Genomic DNA, 14637 nt, shown 5'->3' with positions numbered 1-14637 from the left:
TGTTCCGCGAGTTTAATATGGTAGTGTTGAAAACAGATGGAGGAAGTGTGATATGAGAAACAGACTGGCAGTCGGGGCATTATTAATAGCGTTATTTTTCGGAGCCGCATTGGATGACCGGGCGCACGCCCGCACGTCAGTAAGCTTCGATCTCTTTTTCGACTCTCTGGCTGTTTACGGCAATTGGGTCGATGTGCCGGATTACGGATACGCATGGTACCCGGCCCAGGCGGACCCCTACTGGAAACCTTACACGGACGGAAGGTGGGAATGGTCTGACCAGGGCTGGCTATGGGTTTCATACGAGCCCTGGGGATGGGCAACGTACCACTACGGCAGATGGATATTCGACGACTATTACGGCTGGGTCTGGATACCCGGAACCGCATGGGCGCCGGCATGGGTCTCGTGGTACCAGAGCCCGGGGTATGTAGGATGGTCGCCCCTTCCGCCCGACAATAATTTCTTTCTCGAAATCGGCATAAGCTTCATCAATTATGGTTACGGCGGTTACTACTACGGTCGCAATCACCACCACCATCATCACGACAGGCATCATTACTACGATAATGATTATTACCCCCGCAGGGATCATTATGTTTTCGTCCCTGAGCATAAATTTACGCATAAAAATGCCCGCCTTGCAGCGCTTGAAGGCCCTCATGACCTTACCGTCATCAGGAATGTTAAAAACGTCACCAACATAAAAGTCGTCAATAACAAGGTCATCAACTACGGACCGGACAGGAGCCATATAGAAAGAACGACCAACAGGAAACTGAACAAGTTAAATCTGGTCGACCGCGATCTCACAGTCGTCAGAGGGAAAAAAGACGTAAATACGGTGAAAGGCAACAGCTATAACGTTTACAGGCCCAAAGTCGAGAAAAGAAAGGGTGAAACACCTTTCGACCGGGGATACTCCGGAAACAAAAATACGGGCGTCAGAGAGACTCGCGCTTTAAGACCGAAAGTCAGCGATAAAAACTCGAATTCCGGGGTCGGCAGAGTTAATAAAAGCCTGAACAGCGGGCCGGTTCGAGAACGGCGTGAAACCCTGAACAGGAACAATTCCCGTTACAGCAACCATAAGAACGACTACGGTACGATCAGGGAACAGAAGGTAAACAGGAAACCCGTATTGGACCGCAAGACTGAAAGGAACACCCGGTATCAGGGGAATACGGCGCATCCTTCGAGGCAAATTCGCACAAGGGCTAATGGTCCCTCCTACAAACCCGGAAACAACGGCGCGAATTATGCGGAGAAGGCTTACCAGTCCCGGAAGCCACCTGAAATGAACCCTGTTAATGTAAGGGCGCGTCGGACAGAGACAAGACCGGTACGGCAAACGGTTGATCGGAATAGCGCGGGCAAGAATCAGCAAAATGCTCGCAACAACTATAAAAACGGCCCCGGTAACAAGATAAAGGCGCAAAACAGAGCCCCCCGGAAACAGCAGAATAATTATAAGAGCGCCAGGAACAATAATCCTGCCTACAGATCCAATCCCAAAAATAATAATGCGCAGGCAAAGAACGTGAATAGAGAGGCTCAACGCGGAGGTCCCCACAAATATAACAATAAAGGGACAAAGGCCACAAATAATAACTACTCCAATGTAAAGACCCGTGGCAGGGCCGCTTCGCCAAGATCATTCAACAATAAATCGTACGTAACGAGCTCGGGGCGGAGATAAGCCCGTCCCCGTCGTCTCTCGCGTCGCGCTGAGGGTTCATTACTAAGTATGGATTGAACTCGCAGTTCTGATATTATGTTTTTACAGTGAAAGAAGGTGCTATCAAAGAAATCCATATCTCTGAGATCGACGCTTTTCTCGCGGAGCGCTTAATCGAAGCAGGAGGCGGAGCGCTCGGATTCAATGTGAGTAAAAAAGACTCTCAGGGGAATATCTCGATAGAGAGTCTGGGCAAGGCGGAAGGGAGCCCGGGAGAGGAATCGGTGGATTTCGAGCTGTCCCCCGGCGAGAGCCTGAACCCCGAAGAAGCCGATGTAGGTCACTATACCGGGAGGCCCGTTGATACCAGCTCCGCATACGAGTTCTTCGATTTTCTGCTCGCGAATCTTTCTTCGTTCGATTGTATAGCGGAGTTCACCGGAAACGCGTGGAGAATTAAAATAGAAGATCCCGCTTCCCCGACCGACATAGGACATAATTAATATCACTCAAATATCGGATTAAATTGACCTGATCAGAAACGGTTCAACACGCGGTAGTATGTATCCCGCTGCGCCGGGACAAATCCCGCAGACCTGATCATATGAATCAGCTCATCCACGGTTGATCTGTATTTATTGTCCGCGCAGTTCAGAACGTTCTCGTCGAAAAGGGTTCCGCCGAGATCGCTTGCGCCGTAGTGCATCGAAAGAGAGCCGACCTTGTTCCCCTGAGTAAACCAGGAGCCCTGTATGTGCGTGAAGTTGTCGAGGTAAATTCGGGACAGGGCGAGCACTCTAAGGTATCTGTCGCCGCTTGTTTCGTTCGGGAGCTTCCTCTCAAGGAAGGTGTTTTTGGGCTTGAAGGTCCAGGGTATGAAGGCGAGAAAATTTCCCGTTTCATCCTGAAGCGCTCTTATTCTCTCCAGGTGCTCCAGAATGTCCCCGTCCTCCTCGAAGTGTCCGAACATCATTGTCGCGGTCGTTTTAAACCCGATCAGATGGGCTTCTCTTGTGACCTTCATCCACTGGTCGGCGTCTATCTTGAGCGGGCTTATTTTTTTTCTTACCCGGTTTGAAAGCACCTCGGCCCCGCCCCCGGGGATTGTCCTGAGCCCGGCGTCCCAGAACCGCTTCAGCACTTCCTCGGTCGTAAGGTCGGAGTATTTCGCTATGGCGCTGATTTCGGGCGCCGAAAAAGCGTGCAGGTGTAAATCCGGTATTTCCTCCGTAGTTCTCCTTATAATGTCGAGGTAATAATCCAGTTTAAGCTCAGGGTTGTGCCCGCCCTGAAGCAAAACCGTAGTGGCGCCGTTGTGGTACGACGTCCTCATCATCTCTATTACCTTGTCCACACTGTGTGTGTAGGCGTCCTGAACGCCCGGCGGTCTCCAGAATGCGCAGAAGAGGCACTCGGTGTCGCACACATTCGTATAGTTGGGGTTTGTATCGGCGACGAAGGTTACCAGTCCTTCCGGGTGAAACTTTCTCCTTACCGAATCGGCAAGCGAGCCCATCTGTATTGTGTCCGCATTTTTCAGAAGGAAAAGCCCTTCATCTGAGCTTATCCTTTCACCTTCAAATACCTTGCCGAATATATCTTTTACATTCATTCCATATTTAGTGAACCTAAAATGAAGTTTACTGTCAATCTGTAATTTCTCCCTGTTAAACCTAAATGGTTTGACGAATAATTGAAACTCACCGGGCTTTCTCTAATTACGTCGCGTATGAAGTATCCGTTGTTTGCCTTACCAAACGAGGGTAAATTATAGCTGCATAATGACTAATTATTTAAAGGCCTGTATTCTGGCCGTCCTCCTATTGTCGCCCCTCCTTTCAGTCTCCTTCGGTAAAAATACGGGAGCCGAAGAAAGCTGGATGGCCGTTTATTCGAGCGGCAAGAGGATCGGCTATTCCTACAGCTCGCAAAAAGAGGTTGACGGGCTTACTGAAGTTACGGAAATCATGAGGCTCAGGGTAAGGCTGCTCGATTCGGCGCAGGAGATCGATACCAGAGCAGAGTATGTGCTCGACGGCTACCGGATCGAAGAATTCGAATACGAATTCAAATCCCCCTCAGGCGTAACCCGCGCCGAGGGCGTGAGGCGGGGAGGCGAACTTCAGATAAAAATTAAAAGCGTCTCGGAAGAAAGAGAGCTTGATTTTCCGGCTTCGGTACCCCTGATTCCGCCTTCTATGCTTCCCAAGTGGCTTGCCGGGCAGAAGTCCGAGCCGGGGCAGTCGTATAACGCGCTCATTTTCGATCCTGCGTTGATAATTACGGGTTCCGGCCAAAAGAGCATGAATGCGGTAAATAGCATAGCTGGCGCTGAAATGGTAGATGTACCGTTTCTCGGCAGCTTTGAGACCGTCAAGGTCGTAACCGCCCTGCCGGATATCGAGTTCACGACCTGGATTACCGATAAGGGGGAGGCGATTAAACAAATTTTCCCCCCGTCAATGACGGCGTATAAAGATACAAAATCCAATATTATGGAAACGGAACTCTCCGAATGGGACGTCGCCGCTACCACTTCTATTCCCTCTGATACAAGGCTCGGGAATGCGAGAGACCTGAGTTATATGAAGGTGAGGATTGAGGGCGTCGGTTCGGACGGCGGTTTTGATTTCAGCGACGGCTACAGGCAGTCGTGGGACGGAAGGACGGTAGAGATAAAGTCGGGCGAGCCTTCTGGGATAAACACCTACAAGCTTCCCTACGGAGGCGATAAATTCCGGAAATATCTGAAGGCGGATGAACTTGTTCAGAGCACGCACATGAAAATAATATCAAAATCGAGAGAAATTCTTGACGGTGAAACGGATTCACTCAGGGCTGCATCAAAGATTAACGACTGGGTGTATGCCAACTTGAAAAAAAAGGGTTCCGCTACTATTCCGAGCGCTTTGGATGTGCTTCGGACGGGGGAGGGGGACTGTAACGAACATTCCGCCCTGTTCGCCGCGCTTGCGCGCGCTTCGGGCATTCCAACCAAAACCGTCTCAGGTACACTATACATCGACGGCAGATTTTACTATCATGCCTGGAATGAGGTTTTCGTGGGTGAATGGGTTGCGGCTGATCCTACCTTCGGTCAGCTACCGGCGGACGCGACACACATAAAATTCATAGAAGGAGATTTAGAAAAAAGCTCCCGCATCATGAAAGTAGTCGGTAAAATAAATCTTAGAATTCTTGAAGCCTCTTAACATGAATCAAAAAAGTTATTTAACAACCGGCATTGTAGCGGCTTTAATCCTTTTTGCGCCGGCTTTTCTTTCCTGCTCGCAGAAAAATGTGAAAGCAAACGCAGTGGCGGATGCCGACTCTCCGATCGAATCCTCGTTGAAACCGAAGGACGAGGCCTATTACCATTTTGCGGCCTCAAGGATGCTATTTCTCGATAACAGGTTCACTGAATCGCTAAAGGAGCTTGAAATTGCCGAGCAGCTTGACCCGGATTCCGCCTATTTGAAATACAACCTGGCTCTCCTTTATATCTCGGCCGGAAGGATGAATGAAGCCCTCACGAAGCTTGAAGAATCCATAGAGCGAGACCCCGGTTTTGCCTCTTCATATACACTTCTCGGCAAAGTCTATGCCTCCTCCTCAAATCCGAAAGAAAGGGAGAAATCCGTCGGAATTCTCGAACGCGCCGTAGACCTCAATCCCGATGACGCCGAAAGCCTGCTTTTCCTCGCGATAATGGATACAGAGGCCGGGGATTACGAGAACGCCGAAAAGAAATTCAAAAAGATCACCCAGCTCTACCCGGATAACGAAAGGGGATATTTTTTTCTGGGAAAACTTTATTACGAAAAAGGGGATTATGCCCTGGCGGAGGAGAGTTACAAGGAGGCGCTTAACATAAATCCCAGCTTCGGCCTTGCCCTTGTCGAGCTTGCTATTGTGTATGAGCAGCAGGGCAGATTTAAAGAGTCGGAGAAAATTTACAAGGATGTCATAGTGCTTTATCCGAACAGCCTCGAGTCTTACGTCCGTTACGGTAATTTCCTTTTCAGGGTAAACCGCATGGAAGACGCGAGAGAGCAATTCGAGAAGGCGGAAACGCTGGACTTTCAAAACCCTGACCTCAAGCTCAGGCTGGGGCTCCTTTATATCGAGAACAGGGAGTACGACAAAGCTATCGAAGAGTTTCAGCTCATACTCATGGGGAATCCCGAGGACGAAAGGGCAAAATACTATCTGGCCCTCGGTTATATAGAGACGGGGAGATACGAATCGGCGCTAGAAATCCTGAACTCCGTACCTGCGTATTCGGAATTCTATGATGAGAGTCTGGTACAAAAGGCCTTTATATTCGAGAAACAGGGTTTCCTGGAAGAATCGCTCAGAATGATGGAGGAGGTATACGCCAGGGAGCCGAATAACGAAGTAATAGTGAATTATCTGGGCAGCGTTTACAGGAAAATGGGCAGGGATGAAGATGCCGTCAGGCTTTATGAGAACTTCCTGGATACAAACAAGGTCAGCGAAACTATATATTATTCCCTCGGCGTCACATATTATCTGGTAGATCGGGAAGATAAGTCGATCGCCACGATGAAAAAGCTGATAGAGATAAACCCCGATCACGCCGACGCCCTCAATTTTGTGGGATATTCATATGCGGAAAAGGGGGAAAATCTCGATGAAGCTGAAGCGCTCGTCAAGAAAGCCCTCAGTATTTCACCCAATAAAGGGTATATACTGGACAGTCTGGGATGGGTCTATTACAAGCAGGGCAGATACGGGGAAGCGATAGATGCGCTGAAGGAGGCTCTTGAGCTTGAGTCCAGCGACCCCGCGATTTTCGAGCACCTGGGTGACGTGTACAGCGATCTGGGTGATAACTCCGCCGCTCTTGGATATTACAGAGAGGGTTTAAAAATGCTTGCCAGTGACGGAACCGGCAGCAAGGAAGAAAATGAAATCAAAGAAAGACTGCAGGAAAAAATAAATCGTATAACACAAAATCCAAACGTCGAAAGCTAGCAGTGAAAAATCCTATGAATAAAATTTTCTTCATAATGTCCTTTTTTATCCTGGTCGCGTCCTGCGCGCCGAGGGTTCCGGATGCCGATACACAAAGAGCTTCCGCCGCCGATATCGTTAAAAGGGTGGAGCTTTTCCAGGGCGTTATCAGGTCGGTCAAAGGGCTTGCCAGGGTAAGGATAAAAACCCCGCTCGAAAAAGTCTCCTACACTCAGGTTACTGTTGCCAGAGAGCCTAATCTGCTGAGGCTTGAAGCCCTCAATCCCTTCGGAAGCACTGTCGGTTTTATTTCATCCGACGGTGAAAATATTTATATTATTTCATCATCGGAAAGGGATGTTTACGATTCCCGCGAGGAGTTCGATCTCTCATATGTCTACCCCGGACTCGACCTCAGGATAACTGCCGATAGCCTCGTAAACCTGGTGATGGGACGTCTTCCCTACAAAATTTACGACTCTCCGGTCAGTCCTGTGCTTACCGCCGATTCCGGTCATATAAAGCTTACGTACAAAGACGCGGGCACCGGGTCGGAGAACCACATATGGGTCAATCCTGAGAATTACCGCGTCGAAAAAGCGGATTTCTCACTGGCAAACGGAAAAAGGGCCATGATAAGATATGATTACTTCGGGGAGCTCGTGGACGGCCATTACTTTCCGAAAGAGATAGATTTCAAGACAGGCGAACTATCCATAAATATTGTGTACGAGCCCGACGTTGAACTGAATAAAAACGTTGACGGCAGATTATTCAAGCCATCCACATAAAACGTTAATTTGAAATTCACGCGTCAGAAAACTATAATTAAAATCTAATGACAAATCGCGCTCATACTGATCCGGGAAAAGACTGTATATTTCACACATCGCCCGAGGTTGCTGCTCTGTGTCCGAAATAGAGGTTGTCAAAGAATTTACAGTTAAGAACAAACTGGGTCTGCATGCCCGTGCGGCGGCCGTTTTCGTCAGGCTGTCGGGCAAATTCAGCTCCGACGTAAAGCTGAGCAAAGACGGATACGAAGTCGACGGTAAAAGCATACTTGGGGTGCTGTCGCTGGCTGCTACGAAGGGAAGCGAAGTAAGGGTTGTCACCAGGGGGGATGACGCGGCTGCAGCCATGAAGGAAATCGAGGATCTCATCGAAAGCGGTTTCGGAGAAGGCGTATGAGGGTCGAAAGAAAAGGAATTCCGATATCGACCGGGATAGCTCTTGGCAAGGTGGTGCTTCTCGACCGTTCCAGGATGATCGTGGAGCGGACGACGATAGACGCGGAGCATATAGAGTCGGAGAAAGAGAGGTTTCTCACCGCTGTCGGACAATCCAAGGAACAGCTTGTTTCCATCAGGGAAAGACTCGAGTCGTCCGACACGGGTGAGCACCTGCAAATACTGAATATCAACATTATGATGCTCGAGGACGAGCTGTTCTCGGACGAGGTGATGAGGTTCATCGAGGCCGAGCTGGTGAACGCAGAGTGGGCGGTGAACTCCGTGCTGTCGAAGAAGAGCGAAGCATTTAAAAACGTTGAAGACGTATATATGAAAGAGAGACTTGCGGATATTTACTACATGGGCGAGAGGATTCTACGGAACCTTCACGGGGTAAGTGATGAGTTGCCCGAGCTGGCGCACGATTCCGTTCTCGTCGCTCATGACATCTCCGCCGTAGATGTCGTGGGTTACGCCAAGCACCATATAACCGGTATTGCGACCGATATCGGGGCCCCCACTTCCCACAGCGCGATCGTCGCCAGATCGCTCGGTATCCCCACGGTGATGGGACTTGAGGATATAACTCTCAGGGCGTCCCCGGGAGACACAATTTTCATAGACGGATACAAAGGCGCTGTAATTCTCACTCCCGACGAGGGGGAGAGGGAGGGGTTCAGGAGCAGGAGGAGCGACTACATCGCGCTTGAGAAGAAGCTTCTGGATTATGCGAAGCTCCCGGGCAGGACCCTTGACGGGAAGGAAATAAAAGTAAACGCGAATATAGAAATAATAGAAGAGCTCAATCACGCTGTGTGCTACGGGGCTGAGGGGATAGGGATGTACCGTACGGAATTCCTTTTCACGAAATCCGTTTATTTCCCGAACGAAGAAGAGCAGCTGGAAAGTTATAGAAAAGTGATGTCGGCTCTTAATTCACCCCTGGTAACGATAAGAACCCTTGATATAGGCGGCGACAAATTCCCCGCCGGTATGGAGCCCACGAACCGCTTAAACCCCGCTCTCGGCTTGAGGGGGATAAGATACTCACTTCAGGACGAGGGTACGTTCCGCACACAGATAAGAGCAATCCTCGGGGCATCCCGCGGCGGCAAGGTAAGGATATTAATTCCTATGGTTTCCACGCTCGGAGAAATCAGAGATTCAAAAAGGATTATATCCGAGATTGCCCGGGAGACCGGTACGGACGGCTCGTGGGAAATAGGCGTTATGATTGAGACGCCTTCAGCCGCTATATTGACCTCCGATATCGCCGAAGAGGTGGATTTTTTAAGTATAGGAACAAACGATCTCATTCAATATACTCTGGCCGTGGACAGAATAAACGATCATGTTTCCTACCTCTACACACCGTTTCATCCTGCGATCCTGCGTCTTATAAGGGGCATCGTCGAATCCGCGCATGAGAAAGGCATTCCCGTAAGCGTATGCGGCGAGATGGCGAGCCAGCTCTCCTGTGTGCCGCTGCTTGTCGGAATGGGCGTGGATGAGCTCAGCATGAACACCCATTCCATACCCAAAGTGAAAAAGCTCCTCAACACGATTACCGAAAAGGAATCGAGGGAGATAACAAAAAATTGCCTTAAGCTGAAAACAGAATCGGAAATAAAGGACTACGCGACTAACGAAGTCGTAAAAAACTGGGGAGAGAAATTCCCTCCGGAGTTCGTTGCCGAGATCGTATCCGGGAACTGAAGCAATAAGTCTTTTAAAACCTTAAACAAGTATGCGCCCATATGCCGATTGCTCAAATAGGCTTAAACTTTTGTAGTCATACTGAAAACGTATAAAAGCTGAGCGTGAGTTCAATGGAGCAAGGACTCAAAACCTACATCCACCTGCTGCCTAAGGCCGAGCTTCACCTCCATATTGAAGGCACGCTTGAGCCGGAAATGATGTTTGAGCTCGCGGAACGAAACTCTGTCAAACTGCCTTACGCCTCGGTTGAAGAGGTCGGTCAAGCCTACAAATTCAATAATTTGCAGAATTTCCTCAATATCTACTACAACTCCTCAAACGTGTTGTTCAATGAGCAGGATTTTTACGATCTCACTGTGGCCTATTTGCGAAAAGCCGCGTCGCAAAACGTACGGCACGCCGAGATTTTCTTCGATCCTCAAGCCCATGCAAGGCGCGGTGTTCCTCTCGGTGCAGTGGTTGAGGGCATAACAGGCGCCCTAGAGTATGGACGCCTCAGCCTGGGCATAAACTCGGGGCTTATCCTCTGCTTTTTACGCGACCTGAGCGCGGAGTCGGCTATGTCTACGCTTCATCAAGCGCTGCCGTATAAGGACGGTATTATCGCCGTGGGTCTCGATTCCGCCGAAGCCGACAATCCCCCCGGCAAATTTAAAGAAGTCTTCGATAGAGCCCGGAGTGAAGGTTTCCTGACCGTCGCTCACGCCGGTGAGGAGGGGCCGCCCGGGTATATATGGGAGGCTATCGATTTGCTCAAGGTATCGCGGATCGATCACGGCGTCAGGTGTAGCGGCGATGAGAAATTAATGCAGTATCTGGCCGATACGCAATTGCCGCTAACGGTATGTCCTCTATCCAATGTAAAGCTCCGCGTTTTCGACGAGATGAAAGATCACAACATTAAGCGCCTGCTGGAGCGCGGAATCAGGGTTACGATAAACTCGGATGACCCCGCCTATTTCGGAGGCTATGTTGAAGAGAATTATCTAGCGGTGGAGCAAGCCCTCGGACTCGGCAGCCGGCAGCTCGCTCAAATCGCCAAAAACAGCTTCACCGCATCCTTTCTTGACGAGGTGGAAAAGAAACGCCACATAGATGAAATAGACGGACTATAAACAATTAAAAAGCATTTCCCGGTTGAGTTATCGGAATTTATAAAGAAAGTGTTAATTTTTGTAAATTACGTAAACCGATTCCTATTCTGGTATATTGTTGTCTGAGCTTTCAAGAATGGATTTAACTTATTTCATTAAAGGATTCGTAGTAGGAATAGTAATCACCGCCCCGGTAGGACCGGTAGGCGCGCTTATAGTCCAGCGCACGATAAATAACGGCAGGTTCTCGGGCATGGTATCCGGGGTAGGAGCATCAGTAGGGGACGCCGTTTATGCGGTAATAGCCGCGTTCGGCCTCACATTCATATCGGGACTGATTGCCGAAAACGAAGTCTGGGTGCGGGTTATAGGCGGCATAATTCTCCTCGTCTTCGGCGTGCGTGTGTACTCCTCGAGGCCGCCTTCCTATTCGGAGCCTGACAGCGACGTAAATCATTTCGGCACATTCGGCTCCGCATTCCTGCTTACGCTCTCAAACCCGATAGTCATACTCTCGATACTCGCTCTCTTCGCCATACTGGGCGTCACAAAGCAGGGTGACTATTACAGAGCTGCCTCAATACTTGTACTGGGTATTTTCGCCGGGTGTCTTTTTCTATGGACCGCGCTATGCTGGGTGGTTGCGAACCTGAGAGGAAGGATAGGCGAGAGGGGTCTTTCCTATGTAAACAAGATAACCGGAATCTTCATACTTGCCTGCGGGGTGTATGCGTTCTTAAGTATTCTGGGCATTCAGGCGGCATAGGACCCTGTCTGTAGTCGCTCGATTTCCCTGAATTAAATCCCTGAACACACTGCCTCACTCTCCCTCGCCGAGGTCAATCGGCTTAACATCCCTGTATATAACCAGGAATATCACGCCGGTGATTATCGCCGCCCCGCCTAGGAGCCTTAAGACAGACGGTATCTCGTCGAATATGAAATAGGACAGCAGCACGACGAACAGGGACTCCATGGGCATTACGGCGGTAGTCCTCGAGACGTCAATGAGCTTGATCGCCTGAAACTGGCACCCCTTTGCTATAAAAGCCCCCGTTATCCCACCGAAGGCCATGTAGATTAAGTCTACAGGCTCGGGCATCTCGAGTGTTCCTGTCACTATTAGATATATAATCAGGACAAGTGATACTCCGAGCGCCCTGAGCGTAGCCACGGTAAGCATATTAAGGTTTTGCGCGACTTTCTTTACGGCGAAAGCCAACGTCGAATAGAAAAAAGCCGCGCCTAACGCCATGAATGTGCCGATCAGAAGAGATATGTCGCTCTGATAAGCCACCACTACCCCCCCGGCTACAGTTATCACGATACCGACGCTCTCCCCCCTGTTGAGCCTCTCACCCAGGAATATCATACCGAGCATAAGGGAGAAAAGGGTCTGAGCCTTCATAAGAAAGGAGGTGAGGGGTATTCCTATTGTCTTAATGGCGGAGATCCAGAGGGCGGCCCCGATCGCGGTAAGTATCGAGCTGTATATAAAAATTCTCGTGTATTTTCTCAGATTCTTTATCTCGGCTCTTTGGGAGGGTACTGACATTACAACCAGGAACGCGCAGAGGAATGCACCCAGAAACCAGAAAAACGTTATGGCCTCGGGCGTAAGACTCCTGTCCACCGCTCTCCCAAGGGCGTAGGAAATCGCCGTGAATAGAGCTGTACCCACAAGGAAGAGATATCCCTTAAGCGGAAATCTGTCTTCACTTGAATTAGCAGATATTTCTTTTGCCATGATATATGCTCAATCGCCTGCGTTTGAAATATTTCTTCTCCACCACCACGCAAGAGCGCTGCCCGAAATGTTAGCCCATACACTGAACACGGCGCCAGGCAGAGCAGTGAGCGCGCCGAAATGTGCATTGGCGAGCGCGACGGCAAGCCCCGAGTTCTGCATGCCCACCTCTATGGATACGGCTCGCGCCCTTGTCTTGTCCATTCCGAAAATCCTCGCGCCAAAGTAGCCTATCGATAAACCGAGCGTGTTGTGTAGTATAACAACGGCTCCAATGCTTAGACCGACTTCCGCTATGGAGCCGGCGTTTGCCGCCACTATTACTGCGACTATAAAAATTATAGACACTGACGACACAGCGGGCATAACGGGCAGGGCGTATCTTATCCTGTCCCCGAGGACCGTTCTGATCCCGAGGCCGAGCGCGACGGGAAGGATAATAATCTGCAGCGTAGAGACAAACAGCTGGAGGACCGGGACGTCAATCCACTGCCCCGCATAGACGTACATAAGAAAGGGGATCATGAGGGGCGAGAGTAGGGTCGAAACTGAGGTCATCGTAACCGAGAGCGCAAGGTCCCCTTTTGCAAGATAGGTGATAACGTTAGAGGCCGTCCCCCCGGGGCATGAGCCGACCAGCACTACGCCCGCTGCAAGCACTGAGCCGAGGCCGAATATCTCGGCGAGCGCGAAACCCAAAAAGGGCATAATTCCGTACTGAGCCGCTACGCCCACCGCTACGTCTTTGGGACTTTCGAGTATTCTCTTGAAGTCGCCTGCGGTGAGCGTCATTCCCATCCCGAACATTATGATTCCCAGAACCGGAACTATGAGATAGGTCAAGCCCGCAAGCGGCGCGGGGGCCAGGTAGGCGACAACCGATAAAATGATAATCCAGAAAGTGAAGTAGCTGGTTACGGCGCTGTTTATCGAACTCAAGTATTTCAAGAGAGGCTCATAATAAGAGGTAATATGATTGGTGGCAAAAGCTACATTAGTTTTGAAATCGTGTCAATCAGAGCGGGCGGCGTCCCGGGGGTTGTGAAGGGATTATTCGCCGTTTTCCTCGGCGCCCGTCGATGCGGACTGCTGCACCGCTATTGCGAGTCTGGAGAGACCTTCCGATTTCGCTATATCCATGACCTCCACGACTTTACCGTGCGGCACGGAATCATCGGCCCTTATAATTACAATGGAGTCCTTGTCCTCTATCCCTTTCAGCCTTTCCCTGAGTCCCTCTATGTCGATAGTTTTATCGTTATAGAACAGCTTGCCGTCTTTGGTCATGTTAATTGTAACCTGCTCGGTCTTTACAGGCTCGGCGGAGGTGGCGGAAGGGAGCTTTACGTTGATGCCCCCTGAAGTCGCCGCGAAATTAAGCGAAAGCGCGAAGAATATGAGCAGGTTGAACACCACGTCCACGATAGGCGTGAGATCGAGCGTGCTCCCTATACCGTTTTTGGTTTTCTTGACTGGTCTGAACCTCATACCGATACGTCCCTTGCTTCCTCTTTTCTTTGGGAGTCTTTATCATTGGCGAGCGTTACGTATTCGAGTATCTTCCTCCCTTCCTCTTCCATGAGCGATATAAGCTCGTCGGCTCTGCCCGCAATGTACTTGTAGGCTATGAACGCGGGGATTGCTATGAGAAGCCCGAGGGCCGTAGTATAGAGAGCTTCGGATATACCGCCCGCAAGCTCGGGCGGGTTTACGATGGGTTTATCCGCAATAACCCTGAATATCTTGATCATACCCGAAATAGTCCCCAGAAGTCCGAGCAGCGTGGCGACGTTACTGATGGCGCCCAGTCCCTCTATATACCTCGTTAGATCGAGCGCCTCTTTTCTGCCCGCTTCCTCGATTTCCTCCTTGAGCTCCTCTTTGTGCCTGCCCGCGTTTTCCAGCCCCGCTATGGCGACTCTTGAGATAGAGGAATCGTTCGCCCTCGCGTAAACCTGAGCTTCCCTCATCTTCCCCTGAGAGAGCAGCCTGTAGAGATGTCCCAGAAAATAGTCGGGTATCACCTTCTTGGGTCTCAGGACAAACATCTTCTGCAGGAATATGGCCAGGCCCACCACCGAGCACAGGATGATCGGATATATGAAAAATCCGCCCTTGCTGATCATTTCGAATATTCCATTGTTGAAATCCATCGGTCCCTCCGTATGGGAATCTGATTATTTACGTGAT

Annotated in this window: 14 protein-coding genes; 9 read left to right on the top strand and 5 right to left on the bottom strand. The window is 50.1% G+C overall.

Annotation, left to right across the window (positions count from 1 at the left end; all coding sequences use genetic code 11):
* Positions 1-52 precede the first annotated feature (52 nt).
* Positions 53-1699 (top strand): hypothetical protein, encoded by a 1647-nt coding sequence (locus RIG61_06495; GenBank protein MEQ9618805.1) that lies wholly within the window; start codon positions 53-55, stop codon positions 1697-1699.
* Positions 1700-1785: 86 nt separating this feature from the next.
* Positions 1786-2181 (top strand): hypothetical protein, encoded by a 396-nt coding sequence (locus RIG61_06490; protein MEQ9618804.1) that lies wholly within the window; start codon positions 1786-1788, stop codon positions 2179-2181.
* 32 nt (positions 2182-2213) lie between these two features.
* On the opposite strand, the gene mqnC is transcribed toward RIG61_06490, so the two are convergent.
* Entirely contained in the window at positions 2214-3290 is a 1077-nt protein-coding gene (gene mqnC / locus RIG61_06485; GenBank protein MEQ9618803.1) for a cyclic dehypoxanthinyl futalosine synthase, read from the bottom strand.
* Between the two features lie 169 nt (positions 3291-3459).
* Here mqnC and RIG61_06480 point away from each other — a divergent pair, with 169 nt between their 5' ends.
* The 7 genes from RIG61_06480 (at position 3460) to RIG61_06450 (ending at position 11466) form a co-directional block, all read left to right on the top strand.
* Positions 3460-4890: a transglutaminase-like domain-containing protein gene (locus RIG61_06480; protein ID MEQ9618802.1), complete on the top strand. Its 1431-nt coding sequence runs from the start codon at positions 3460-3462 to the stop codon at positions 4888-4890.
* A gap of 88 nt (positions 4891-4978) precedes the next feature.
* On the top strand, positions 4979-6676 hold the full coding sequence (locus RIG61_06475; GenBank protein ID MEQ9618801.1) for a tetratricopeptide repeat protein: 1698 nt from the start codon (positions 4979-4981) through the stop codon (positions 6674-6676).
* A gap of 14 nt (positions 6677-6690) precedes the next feature.
* Positions 6691-7446, top strand: a complete 756-nt coding sequence (locus tag RIG61_06470) for a hypothetical protein (protein MEQ9618800.1) — start codon at positions 6691-6693, stop codon at positions 7444-7446.
* A gap of 118 nt (positions 7447-7564) precedes the next feature.
* Positions 7565-7846 carry an HPr family phosphocarrier protein gene (locus tag RIG61_06465; GenBank protein ID MEQ9618799.1) on the top strand — a complete coding sequence of 94 codons (282 nt, stop codon included), beginning with the start codon at positions 7565-7567 and terminating at the stop codon, positions 7844-7846.
* Positions 7843-9603 (top strand): phosphoenolpyruvate--protein phosphotransferase, encoded by a 1761-nt coding sequence (gene ptsP, locus RIG61_06460; GenBank protein ID MEQ9618798.1) that lies wholly within the window; start codon positions 7843-7845, stop codon positions 9601-9603. The genes RIG61_06465 and ptsP overlap by 4 nt, the downstream gene beginning before the upstream one ends.
* Before the next feature lie 113 nt (positions 9604-9716).
* Positions 9717-10721: an adenosine deaminase gene (locus RIG61_06455; GenBank protein MEQ9618797.1), complete on the top strand. Its 1005-nt coding sequence runs from the start codon at positions 9717-9719 to the stop codon at positions 10719-10721.
* Between the two features lie 115 nt (positions 10722-10836).
* Complete coding sequence (locus RIG61_06450; protein ID MEQ9618796.1) at positions 10837-11466, top strand: LysE family translocator; 630 nt, start codon at positions 10837-10839, stop codon at positions 11464-11466.
* A 54-nt stretch (positions 11467-11520) separates the two neighbouring features.
* Here RIG61_06450 and RIG61_06445 read toward each other — a convergent pair whose 3' ends face one another.
* The 4 genes from RIG61_06445 to RIG61_06430 form a co-directional block, all read right to left on the bottom strand.
* The gene (locus RIG61_06445) at positions 11521-12447 is read right to left on the bottom strand and encodes a DMT family transporter (protein MEQ9618795.1); all 927 of its coding nucleotides are present in this window, start codon (positions 12445-12447) and stop codon (positions 11521-11523) included.
* A gap of 9 nt (positions 12448-12456) precedes the next feature.
* Positions 12457-13386, bottom strand: a complete 930-nt coding sequence (locus RIG61_06440) for a bile acid:sodium symporter family protein (protein ID MEQ9618794.1) — start codon at positions 13384-13386, stop codon at positions 12457-12459.
* Between the two features lie 111 nt (positions 13387-13497).
* Positions 13498-13935, bottom strand: coding sequence for a biopolymer transporter ExbD (locus tag RIG61_06435; GenBank protein ID MEQ9618793.1), 438 nt, complete (start codon positions 13933-13935; stop codon positions 13498-13500).
* Positions 13932-14600 (bottom strand): MotA/TolQ/ExbB proton channel family protein, encoded by a 669-nt coding sequence (locus tag RIG61_06430; protein ID MEQ9618792.1) that lies wholly within the window; start codon positions 14598-14600, stop codon positions 13932-13934. Before RIG61_06430 ends, RIG61_06435 begins: the two co-directional genes overlap by 4 nt.
* Between the last annotated feature and the right edge of the window lie 37 nt (positions 14601-14637).

This window comes from Deltaproteobacteria bacterium (assembly GCA_040223695.1).
GTDB lineage: Bacteria > Desulfobacterota_D > UBA1144 > Nemesobacterales > UBA2774 > JAVKFU01.
Note: the sequence above shows the minus strand (reverse complement) of the source record. Positions and strands in the feature narration are given on the sequence as shown.